This is a genomic window from Bacillus sp. S2(2024) (genome assembly GCF_050474045.1).
Classification (GTDB): Bacteria; Bacillota; Bacilli; order Bacillales; family Bacillaceae_G; genus Bacillus_A; species Bacillus_A yunxiaonensis.
Genome location: NZ_JBFLUS010000003.1, coordinates 2,022,197 through 2,033,851, shown reverse-complemented (window position 1 = coordinate 2,033,851; position 11,655 = coordinate 2,022,197). Strand labels below are relative to the sequence as shown.

9 protein-coding genes are annotated in these 11,655 nt (G+C 35.4%); all 9 read left to right on the top strand.

The features are described 5' to 3' along the window. Nucleotides 1-51: 51 nt before the first annotated feature. Nucleotides 52-285, top strand: coding sequence for a heterocycloanthracin/sonorensin family bacteriocin (locus tag AB1284_RS10120; RefSeq protein WP_429749696.1), 234 nt, complete (start codon nucleotides 52-54; stop codon nucleotides 283-285). A 187-nt stretch (nucleotides 286-472) separates the two neighbouring features. After that, complete coding sequence (locus AB1284_RS10115; protein WP_429749698.1) at nucleotides 473-2,434, top strand: putative thiazole-containing bacteriocin maturation protein; 1,962 nt, start codon at nucleotides 473-475, stop codon at nucleotides 2,432-2,434. Next, nucleotides 2,431-4,374: a TOMM precursor leader peptide-binding protein gene (locus AB1284_RS10110; protein ID WP_429749700.1), complete on the top strand. Its 1,944-nt coding sequence runs from the start codon at nucleotides 2,431-2,433 to the stop codon at nucleotides 4,372-4,374. The genes AB1284_RS10115 and AB1284_RS10110 overlap by 4 nt, the downstream gene beginning before the upstream one ends. Before the next feature lie 22 nt (nucleotides 4,375-4,396). Continuing rightward, nucleotides 4,397-5,968: a SagB family peptide dehydrogenase gene (locus AB1284_RS10105; RefSeq protein WP_429749702.1), complete on the top strand. Its 1,572-nt coding sequence runs from the start codon at nucleotides 4,397-4,399 to the stop codon at nucleotides 5,966-5,968. A gap of 553 nt (nucleotides 5,969-6,521) precedes the next feature. Beyond that, nucleotides 6,522-6,944, top strand: coding sequence for a YfmQ family protein (locus tag AB1284_RS10100; RefSeq protein ID WP_429749704.1), 423 nt, complete (start codon nucleotides 6,522-6,524; stop codon nucleotides 6,942-6,944). A 915-nt stretch (nucleotides 6,945-7,859) separates the two neighbouring features. Beyond that, nucleotides 7,860-8,930 carry a DedA family protein gene (locus AB1284_RS10095; protein ID WP_429749706.1) on the top strand — a complete coding sequence of 357 codons (1,071 nt, stop codon included), beginning with the start codon at nucleotides 7,860-7,862 and terminating at the stop codon, nucleotides 8,928-8,930. 508 nt (nucleotides 8,931-9,438) lie between these two features. Beyond that, nucleotides 9,439-10,092 (top strand): phosphatase PAP2 family protein, encoded by a 654-nt coding sequence (locus AB1284_RS10090; RefSeq protein WP_429749708.1) that lies wholly within the window; start codon nucleotides 9,439-9,441, stop codon nucleotides 10,090-10,092. A gap of 234 nt (nucleotides 10,093-10,326) precedes the next feature. Beyond that, nucleotides 10,327-10,470, top strand: a complete 144-nt coding sequence (locus tag AB1284_RS10085; protein WP_336480690.1) for a hypothetical protein — start codon at nucleotides 10,327-10,329, stop codon at nucleotides 10,468-10,470. Nucleotides 10,471-10,754: 284 nt separating this feature from the next. Then, complete coding sequence (locus tag AB1284_RS10080) at nucleotides 10,755-11,570, top strand: MBL fold metallo-hydrolase (protein WP_429749710.1); 816 nt, start codon at nucleotides 10,755-10,757, stop codon at nucleotides 11,568-11,570. Nucleotides 11,571-11,655: the final 85 nt, after the last annotated feature.

The window sequence follows — 11,655 nt, the reverse complement described above, 5'->3', positions numbered from 1 at the left end:
CAGGACGTATCTTTATTATGGCTTGCTAATTATTTACATGGGGGTTATGAAATGAATAATTTTCAACATGAATTACAAGCGTTAAATCTGAATAATTATCAAACTGGAAATGTTGTATACTGGGATAGCCAAATTCCATATTCATACTATATTGATGAGGACTATACCCGTCGTTGCGGAGGATGTGGCCGTTGCGGAGGATGTGGTCGTTGCGGCGGATTTGGATGCTTTGGCTGCGGTGGCTGCGGTGGTTGCTTCGGATGCTCATTGTTCTGGTTTATTTAATATTGATTTGTTAACGGAAATTTTAGTTCAAGAAAAGTGTTGCTACATGATTTTTGTTGCAGAAACACTTTTCTTGAACTGTTCTCCACTTTTCCATTTGACATAAGAAAAAATAGGATACATAAAATTGTTATGACGGAAGTTATCACACTTATTCAAGAACAATGAACAGAGAAGGAGGAGTACAATGACAAAATTAAACGCTTCTACACGTTTGAAAATGAAAAGAGATACTTTTTTTCTCTCTGATCCAAAAGGAGAAGTGTATTTTAGAAATAATGCCAGTTCTTTCCGAATGGAAGGGAAATCTATCAACCAATGGATTGAAAAACTGATACCAATGTTCAATGGAGAATACACATTAGGAAATTTGACAGATGGCTTATCTGAGCCATATCGAAAGCGAGTATTTGAAATAGCAGAAATACTGTACCAAAATGAATTTGCAACAGATATAAGTGAAGATCATCCACACCAATTACCAGAAAACATTCTCCAAAAATATGCATCTCAGATTGAATTTTTAGATAACTTCGGCGTTTCAGGTGCATATCGTTTTCAATCTTATCGTCAAACGAAAGTATTAGTTGTTGGCTCTGGTTCTTTTTTTGTTTCTCTTATTTCCGCATTACTTGAATCTGGGTTACCGAAATTTCATATGATGATTACTGATCCAGTATCAACCAATCAGAGACGAATAAAAGAATTAATAGAACATGCCCAAAAAACAGACCCAGAAGTGAGGGTCGAAGAAATTTTTCCGCAAAAAGAAAAAGTAAATATTTTAAAAAGGGCTTTGCAGCCATTTCATACAATTTTGTATGTAACACAAGAAGACATAGAGGAATTAAAAATTCTTCATTCCATTTGTAAAGAAGAAAAAAAGATATTCATCCCCGCTATAAATATGCAAGGAGTCGGATTAGCCGGGCCGCTCGTACACCCAGAAAGTGATGCTTGCTGGGAATCAGCTTGGCGACGTATACACAAGTCTGCATTTTCTAAAACTTCTCAAGAACACACTTTTTCTTCTACAACAGAAGCAATGTTAGCAAATGTAGTTGTATTTGAACTGTTTAAGAATGTTACAGATGTAACGAGTTCCACCCAAACGAATCAATTTTTTCTGCTAAATTCCGAAACGTTGGAAGGAAACTGGCATTCATTTCTGACTCATCCTTTAGTAACTGAGAAAATGGAAATCGAATGGGTTCGGGATTTCCATACGAGAATTAAACAGAACGCAAATAAAAGTGAATTGAATGAATCTATTCCGAACTTGAATTACCTTGTATCAAAAGAAGCAGGGATTTTTCATATTTGGGAAGCAGGGGACTTGAAACAGCTGCCATTGGCTCAATGTCGTATTCAAGCAGTTGATCCGCTGTCAGAAGGGCCTGCTGAATTATTACCAGATATGATTTGTACAGGTTTAACACATATGGAAGCAAGGTACGAAGCTGGATTAGCCGGAGTTGAGACTTATATGTCACAAATGGCTAGCTTACTTGTTTCAAAACTTTCCGAACATCCGCAAATAAAGAAAACTATGACAGATTCACAGAAGATTATAGGAATTGGAACCGGAAAAACAATTCCAGAATGTGTTTTACGAGGATTACAAAAGTGTTTGAATGAAGAATTTCATAAAAGACAAATGAGTCAAAATATTGCTGTTTCTCGGGTAAAATTAGACGCAATAGAAGATGAGCGCTGCCGCTTTTATTTGCAAGCACTTACCACTCTGCAAGGAACACCTACAATCGCTTTTGGAGAACCCATTTTTGATTTTCCTGTTATATGGGTCGGCACGAATGATCGTTGGTACGGAAGTGTAGGATTCGACATAAATATAGCATTGCGAAATGCATTACAGCAGGCACTTATAGAAGCACAAAATTGTGATGATTGTCTTACATCACAAGCATTAGAGTCTTCATCAGTTTTATTACCAGATAAAACGCCATTGCATTTCGTTATTTCTTCTTACGAAGACAAGACACAATTAGAAATATTACAATCTGCTGAACAGATACTAAAACAGAACGGAAAACGGCTCTGTGTATTTGAAATAACGCTAGAAGCAGTCTGGAAGGAGGAGTTGGCAGGAATATTTGGAGTATTATTGGGAGAGGAGGAATCCCAATGAGCACCTCCATTTTAATTATTGGAGAGGGACTATTGGCAAATCACGTATATGAAGAATTATCTGTCCAATATGAAATCAATCAACACACTGACTTTGATCTAAAAATACCCGCAACAACTGATTTAGTTCTCCTATTACACGATACTTGGAATCCTTCTTTTCATGTAGAAGCAGAAAGTATACTTCAATCAACGAATATTCCTTGGCTGCGAGCCTTCGTTTCATTCGGAGAAGGAATAATCGGTCCACTAGTTCGTCCCGGTACACCAGGGTGTTCCCAATGTGCAGATATACGCCGTATTTTCGCAGGAAATGATTCTAAAGAGATGTGGAAGATATCACAGAGCCTAACAACAAAAAAGGAAATGCCTCGAGACACATGGGCATCAAGGAATGGATTATTACAGATGACGCATATTTTGTTAGAAGAAGTACGGTGCATTTTGGAAGATGATCATGCACGATCAGAAGGTCACATGTTTTTCGTTAATTTACAAACATTGAAAAGCTCATATCATTTTTTTCTACCTCATCCTTTATGCTCGAATTGTAGTCAATTGCTTAATGATTCATCAAATTTAGCCGAGATTTCATTACAATCAAGCCCGAAGATTAATTTAAATGATTATCGTTGTCGTTCGATCTCTGAACTTAGTAAAGTATTAGCCAAGGATTATCTAGATTATGAAACTGGGTTTTTAAATGCTAAAATGTATAACCTTACACCTCCATTTGCGGAGGTAACTGTAAATCTTCCGTTTCTCTTTGGAAATGAAGTAACAGCTGGCCGTACCCATTCATATGCAACTAGTGAATTAACGGCTATTTTAGAAGGATTAGAACGATATTGCGGTCTAGAACCTCGGGGGAAACGTACAGTTATTCAGGACACATTCCGTAATTTAGCTCATCAAGCACTTAATCCCCTTGAAGTGGGTGTACATGCAAAGGAACAATATATGCAGCCTAATTTTCCATTTAAACCGTTTCATCCAGATCGTCCAATGAATTGGGTATGGGGTTATTCATTTTTGCAAGAACGTCCAATTTTAGTTCCAGAACTACTTGCTTATTATAGTTTAGGCGGTAGAGATGGTTTTGTTTATGAAACTTCCAATGGTTGTGCATTGGGTGGCAGTTTAGAGGAAGCAATTTTTTATGGTATTTTGGAAATAATTGAGCGCGATTCATTTTTGTTAACTTGGTATGCTCAGCTTCCTCTCCCGCGTCTTGATCTTTCTTCTGTTCATGATCAAGAGTTGCAGTTAATGATAGAACGCGTGCGTGCAGTAGGGGGATATGATATACATTTGTTTAACTCGACCATGGAGCACGGAATTCCAAGCGTCTGGGCACTGGCAAAAAATAGAAAGGAGAAGGGAATAAACATTATCTGTGCTGCTGGAGCTCATTTAGATCCGGTACGGGCAACGAAAAGTGCAATATATGAATTAGCTGGCATGATGTTAACGCTTGATAATGAATTTGAGGCGAATCGTAAGAAATATGTACAGATGTTCCATAATCCTTCCCTCGTGAAGCAAATGCCTGACCACCCTATGGTATGCGGTTTGCCAGAAGCGGAAGAACGTTTTCAGTTTTTGCTAGATAAGAATTGCCCGTTACAAATATTTGCTGAGGCATTCAAACAGAAAACGAGACATGCAGATTTGACAGATGATTTAAGAGAAATGCTTCAGTTGTTGCACCAGTTAAACTTCGATGTGATTGTAGTAGATCAGACAACACCAGAAATAATGCGAAATGGATTACATTGTGTGAAAGTACTCATTCCAGGAATGTTGCCAATGACATTTGGGCACCATCTTACGCGCTTAACAGGTCTAGAGAGAGTATTACGGGTACCAATGGAACTTGGGTATACGAAGCAAGCGCTAACGTTTGAACAACTCAATCCACATCCGCATCCGTTTGCGTAAGTGATGATTAGGAGGGAGAAGGATGAGTTTAGAGACATTTTTGAACAATTTACATTTTAACACCGACAAATCAACATCTTCGACTTGGGAGGTGGATTGGGAAGACGGTCCACTTTCATATAAGCTTTATCGGGGTTTACCAGGAATTCCGTTATCTTCAGAAGTAACACTGACACTTGAAAACCTCGAAGTATCAAAAGAACCAAATTTTCGCGAAATCGGTCATTTTCTCTGGTACGTATTTGGGATTACTCAATTCTGTCAGTCAACCTTACCAACACCAGAAATAAATTTTATGCAGTCGTATCGGAGATTTGTTCCCTCGGGTGGAGGCTTATATCCAAATGAATTGTATATATATTTAAAGACAGAAAATGTGCCTGTTGGGATTTATCACTACGATGTGGCACATCACCGCTTAGTGTTAATAAGAGAAGGTCATTTTGATTCCTATGTAACGCGGGCTCTTGGAAATAGTTGTGACATATCCACTTGTTTTGGTGTTGTTTTTGTATCGACAATGTTTTGGAAAAACTTCTTTAAATACCATAACTTTTCTTATCGCCTGCAAGGATTGGATGCAGGCGTGCTAATCGGACAATTGCTAGAAGTGGCAAAAAAATTTGAATTTACATCAAGCGTGCATTTTCAATTTCTAGACCGGGCTATCAATCATTTACTTGGGTTATCCGAAAAAGAGGAGAGTGCGTATGCAGTTATCCCTCTATCGGTAAATTCTGTAACCCCGCGTTTTAATAATGAAGATGATGCTACAAATAAGGAAGTCTCTGTTACTCAATTATGCGAAGAATTACCAGTTATTCATCATAATCACTACGTCCGATCACGAAAGATTGCGGAGTTTCCGATGGTGATTCAAATGAATGAAGCATCTATGTTTGAATCTACACGTTTGTTTCAAAAAATCGAGAGTGAAACGAATAAAATGCGTGATGGTCAAGCGTTAGTTCTTCCACGTATAAAGCGAATGTCCTACGACTTAGCATCGGCGTGCCAAAATCGATTTTCACCGGACATGGATTTTACTTTTAGGAAAATAAATCAAGAACAATTGACTAAGTTATTATATGAAGCAACTGCTTCCTTTACCTATCAAAACGATTTGGATGAAACGTACGAAGCACGCATGACCCGAGTCTCAATGTATGTATGTGTATTTGGCGTTGAAGGTATCCCAAACGGCGTTTATCATTATGACAGTGATGCTCATATATTACGACAAATACAGCTTGGAGATTATCGACTTTTACTGCAAAGCGGGATGACATTCCACAATGTGAATCTATTCCAAGTGCCGCTTTGTCTACATGTAGTAGGGGATAAAAATCATCTCAAAACAGCACTTGGATATAGAGGATATCGCATTCAACAGATGGAAGCAGGCATCCTTGTACAAAAATTATTGTTAGCAGCTTCTGCCCTTGGGCTAGGAGGACACCCGCTTCTTGGGTTCGATGTTAACGTGTGCGATGAAATTTATAAGATAAGTTCAGAAGAAAAAACGAGCCTAATCCAGATACCGATTGGTTTCTATCGGCAACGTCCTTGGTTGAAAGGGAGTTTGCATTGTTAAATTGTTACCAATTAAAAATAGCCTAATTTATCCCGTCTTAACGGGCAGTAATACTCCCGCCTCAAAATTCGGTGAAAGCATTGTCCATCTCCAGTGGCTAGAATGTTCGGTGGGAGATAAACTGCTAGCATGCGCCCGATTGGTGAGGGCTAATAATCAGTGGGGGATGAAGAAAATCCCCACTGATGAAAGTTTCACTTTATAAGGAATCTCAGATCGCTTGCATGAAATGAATGCAAGCTTTTTTATGTAGAAAACACTTTATATAGGGATAGCACTAAATGCACATCAAGCCAAACTAAGATTATATAAGATTAATTTTAGTTTAAGCGGGAGGTTCCATTTTTTAATTAAGCTGCATGATAGTGTGGCAAAGAACAATTGTATACGATGCTTAAAATATCAAAGGCCATAGGCGTGACCATGATTTACCATTGACATTCCCTCATAACCTTATCAAAATTCACATAATGTACAAAATTTAACTATTTGCACTATGGTAATATTAGTTATGTAATGATATTATTTTAAAACGTAACGGAGATGATAAAATATGACGACCTGGTTTATAGTTTCGTTGATTATTTTTGGTTTGATTAAAATAATAGTGACATCTATTCCAACCTCTGTTGTAGACTCATTTGTCAGCAAATTTGAATTGCATCCAACGCTTGATGATGCGAGTGTCACTGTAACGTTCGATGGAAAACGCTTACAAAATGAAGAAAAAATTAAAGTTATTACTCATTTTAACGAAGCGTTATTTTTAGATAAATATTACTTTCCCCCACAGAGCAGTGGGACTCCAGTTGTAATTGATACTAAGAGGGGAAAAAAGGATGTTCGGTTTTCTGTATACAGCTATGATGATCACGTTGATGTGTTCAGACAATACAAGAAGAAAGTAGTCGCGTACAGCCTGCGTTCCGATGGCCTTCAAAAAAAGTCTATCTTAGTAACGGGAGATGTAGTTTAAAAAGATCGTCAATGAGACGGTCTTTTTTTAAAATTCATTATAAATACTGATAAGTTAATTTTTTGCATTTTTACCAATCGTAAATGAATTGAATGACAGAGGAAGTAGTTCTCATAGTTTGCAAGAAAAATTCAAAATGGAGTGTTCCAGTACTTTCATCCTTTTTCGGTATAACTTTCTTTAAATTAGAGGAATAAAAATTTTTAAAAAAATCTATTTTTATTAGCAGTATTTCTATAATGTTTAGGATAAGTGTTTAGCATTCTTTGTTACTTCTATTTTACTGTGAGTGGACTTCTTATAAAGTCATTTGTAAATGATAGGGATGACAATAAAGCTGTTGTATGTAGAAGTAATCATACCCTTGGTGACAACAATCACTAATGTTAATGAGAGCACAAACAATCATTTATATGCCTCGTTTTCTCAACCATTCTCTTCGTTCTTTGATCTTATCATTTCATTTATATATTTAAAATAAGTAAATAGCAGTAAATCAAAGATAATTTGTTTTTTCTCTTTTTTCTTTGTTTGCAGTAAACTATAGAAATAGCATAAATGCGATTACGACATAAAGAATGTTATTATTGATTAATTTCATACCTCTATCTAGATAAGAAGAGCGATTGGCCAAATTATTAATTTATTGAAATATTTCATAGTTTTATTTATAGATTTTGGTGTCTCATATAGAAAGTGAAAACGCAAGCTCACCCAAAATGTGTATTCTGAGTATATCGTGAGAAACTAAACATCCTATGAAAGTTACATTAAAAATGAATTAGAAATGAATTAAAAATGAAAAAGAACCGAGGGTTTAGTGCTATAGTAGTTTATAAATAAAAATAAATTGTACTCCCTTCTTTTGTCACCTGAAAAATAAGAACAAAAAAGAATGAGGCTCGGAGGAATGACATGGAACATTTTATTTCAATATTTCAGCATCACAGTTACATTATTTTATTCTCTGTTATTGCACTTGAACTGCTTGCGATTCCGATTTCGGCTGAATTCTTTATGAGTTATGCCGGATACTTTGTGTTTCAAGGGAAAATGGATTACACTTTAGCCATTCTGACAGCTATTGCAGCAGGAGGAGTTGGAATTACAGCTACATACTGGATCGGAAGGCTGGGAGGCTATAAACTGATAAAGAAATATGGGCGGTATATTCACCTTGGTCCTAAGAATTACAAAAAAACAGCCGCCTGGATGGAACGATCAGGCAGTAAGTTGTTGTTATTTGCTTATTTTATTCCTGGGGTTCGACACTTTACCGGATACGTATCCGGTATTTCTAGGATGCCGTATCGAACTTTTGTTGTTCCAGCATATATAGGGGCGAGTTTATGGGGGGTTTCCTTTATTACACTAGGTAAAATATTAGGACCGCGCTGGCAGGACTTTCATAAATTGGCCGGTCGATATCTTATCTACATTGTCCTTGTACTCGCTATCGTTATAGCAGGGTTACTAATTTACAAATTTTACAAAAATAAAATCAAAAACTTTTTCATACGACTGCTTAATTGGCTCATTTCTTATTTTCGAACAATCCGAGCAACGGAAGTGTTTCTTATCAGTCTTACACTAGTTTTATTAGGAATGATAACCTTAATGTTGGGACTTGCAGAAGATTATTTATATAATGAGTTTACTCAATTTAATGAGGTTACTATATATATTGTTCATTCGATCCTTCAAACAGATTGGACAAGTATTATGAAAGGATTCCTACCGTTGCAGTCAGCTATCGCATTTAGTGTTCTAATTATTATTACGATTTTAGCCATTTGGAAAAAAGGAAGGAATAGATGGCTTGAATGCCTTTTACTCGTTATCGCCCTACTTGGAGCGCCTTTGTATCGTAATACTGTCTTACACGGGCTGTCATATTTTCATTCTGTCGGAAAAGGAGCAACGATTCATTCTTCTGCTTTTCCGGATGAAAAAGCAACGGTCACTATCATCGTGTATGGCACCTGAAGAATAAGTATATACAATTTATTGTCCATCTTCTAGGTATCTTACTTTTACTATGTATAGCAATTGCAAACATTGCGTTTTCCCATATACTCCCAAGCGATATCGTGGGTGGATATGTATATGGCGGGGTATGGATGTTCTTGAATTTCTTACTGTTTGAGATGTTACGCCTTATAGTAAATAAACAAATTTAATGTCCCGTGCATACAAAACGTTTTCATGGGGAATATGTCAGACAATGAATGTAGAAAGAAGAGGAGATTATGAATAAACATTTTTTAGCTGTAGAAGATGAAGTACACCTTTACAGAAGGACGACAAAAAGTTTATTATATCCGAAGGACAGAGAAGTATAGTGATAGGCACCTTTAATGCTATAACGGATTTGCCGGCAAATATTTGGATCTATATCTATCATTGTTTGCAGTCAAGATGATTCGTATGATTGCTGTAATCGCTGCATTATTGATGATAGGCATGTGTATTTAAGGAGGATTATTTTTACGAAATGAAATTGAAATTACAACTAACTCGTGCATTTTTTATTAGTCTCTTATGTGCTAGTGCATTTGGATTCATTGCACTGCTTATAAGTGATAAGCGAATTGCTGGATTTGACAATACCGTCATTTCTTTTATTCAAGGACTGGAATCTCCAACACTTACAAGTATCATGAAATTCTTTACTTTTATCGGGTCGGGATTACCCATTGTTTTTATTACGTTAGCTATAATCCTGTTTTTATATAAGGTTTTGCACCATCGAAGAGAATTGATTTTATTCGTATGGGTTGTTATTGGGTCAGCACTTCTAAATTGGATATTAAAGATGATATTTCATCGTGCTAGACCAACTATTCATCGCATTGTTGAAGCTAATGGATTCAGTTTTCCTAGTGGTCATTCGATGGCAGCATTTAGTTTGTACGGGATCGTCACTTTTTTGCTATGGCGACATGTGAAAAGTTCATTTGGCCGTATTATTTTAATTTTCATTGGCGCAACAATGATTATTGCTATTGGCGCAAGTCGTATATACTTAGGAGTTCATTATCCAAGTGATGTACTTGGAGGTTACTTAGCTAGCGGATCTTGGCTTGCTGCTTCCATCTGGACTTATCAGTTATATGAAGAAAGACGTTATAGAGCAAAACAAGACTAACATTAAAGTCGTTAAAGATTTACCCAAAATCTTCTTTGTTTTTTTAGAATTTTGATGACGGGATAAAACAATTAGATAATAAAAATCAATGCCTAATTTCATTTACCGTATTTTTACAATTGATAAAAAACAAGCGAATAAATATGTGGATTAACTCCTAATCATTCAAATAGAGTAGAAAAGAGTAGTATAGGACATAATTACATTTGAAAAGATGTTAAGGAGATGATTTAAATGGAAAAACAGCCTAATTTTAATAAAAAAACAAACATTAGAAAATTAAATACGGAGGAAAACGCTATTTACAGCGATCCAAAAGATGCAAGTAATATGCAACCAGTACCACAGCCGAAAGATTATGATGAAATAGAATATTAATCAATTAGCAAAAAGAAACCGAAACGATATTGTTTCGGTTTCTTTTTCATTTTACTATTCACTATAAGTCACTGAGAAAAAGAAGGAGAGTGTATATATTTCAGCTAGAGAAATGCAGTGAAACAAAATAAAAGATTTCATAGCTTACAAACAAAAAGAATGCTATTCTTTTTGTAGAGTATTTGAAATAATTTCCTTTTTCTTTTTATTTCTTTTGATTTTAGAGATATATAGCTAAATCTCTTCAAAACAAACAAAAAATTCTAAAATGGAGGCATAGGACTATGATTCAGTATAAAGATAATCACATAACCATTTTTCAAAGCGCTCTTTATCAAACAAACTCAGTTATTATAGAAACTGATAAATTGGTATTAGTTATAGATCCTACTTGGTTACCTAATGAAGTAAATGCAATTCAGAACTATGTTTATAAAAATAAAAAACATAAAGACGTTTATTTACTTTTTACACATTCCGATTTTGATCATATTTTAGGTTACGGTGCATTTTCTCACGTCAAAGTAATTGCAAGTCAGAAATTAAAAGATAATCCTGACAAGCAATCAATTATTAATAGTATTAAGGATTTTGATGATTCCTATTATTTAACAAGAGGATATGAAATAAAGTTTCCAAATGTAGATATTTCAATTAGCAAAGAATATGAGGAACTAGAAATAGGAGACATAAAATTTTATTTTTATCAGGCTCCAGGTCATACTGAAGATGGCATCATTACAGTTATCGAACCATTTGGTATCGTAATAGCCGGGGACTACTTATCTAATGTAGAGTTTCCATATATTTATCATAGCAGTGACGACTATTTAACAACTTTAAAAAAATTTGAATCTATAATAGAGGAATATGATATTAATATTTTAATACCAGGACATGGAGAATTTACAAATGATAACACAGAGATGAAAAAGAGAATATCCGAATCAATTGATTACATTTTACAAGTAAAACAGTTACTACTAGAAGACAAGCAAAAAGAAACATACGACCTCATAAAAAAATATAATTATCCAAAAGCAATGAAAAAATTTCATGATTATAATCTTACCTTGTTCAAAAAAGAGTTAACATTATAAAGTCATTTCTTCTTTGCCCGAAGTAATACAAATAGGAACCTAAGTGTGATCAAAGGTATTATTCTGCCTGCTCACTCACCTACAG

What these genes read in the sequence shown, in the direction of transcription:
- AB1284_RS10110 (WP_429749700.1), top strand. Translation starts at nt 2,431, where the DNA reads ATGAGCACCTCCATTTTAATTATTGGAGAGGGACTATTGGCAAATCAC.
- AB1284_RS10095 (WP_429749706.1), top strand. Translation starts at nt 7,860, where the DNA reads ATGGAACATTTTATTTCAATATTTCAGCATCACAGTTACATTATTTTA.
- AB1284_RS10090 (WP_429749708.1), top strand. Translation starts at nt 9,439, where the DNA reads ATGAAATTGAAATTACAACTAACTCGTGCATTTTTTATTAGTCTCTTA.
- AB1284_RS10105 (WP_429749702.1), top strand. Translation starts at nt 4,397, where the DNA reads ATGAGTTTAGAGACATTTTTGAACAATTTACATTTTAACACCGACAAA.
- AB1284_RS10115 (WP_429749698.1), top strand. Translation starts at nt 473, where the DNA reads ATGACAAAATTAAACGCTTCTACACGTTTGAAAATGAAAAGAGATACT.
- AB1284_RS10100 (WP_429749704.1), top strand. Translation starts at nt 6,522, where the DNA reads ATGACGACCTGGTTTATAGTTTCGTTGATTATTTTTGGTTTGATTAAA.
- AB1284_RS10080 (WP_429749710.1), top strand. Translation starts at nt 10,755, where the DNA reads ATGATTCAGTATAAAGATAATCACATAACCATTTTTCAAAGCGCTCTT.
- AB1284_RS10120 (WP_429749696.1), top strand. Translation starts at nt 52, where the DNA reads ATGAATAATTTTCAACATGAATTACAAGCGTTAAATCTGAATAATTAT.
- AB1284_RS10085 (WP_336480690.1), top strand. Translation starts at nt 10,327, where the DNA reads ATGGAAAAACAGCCTAATTTTAATAAAAAAACAAACATTAGAAAATTA.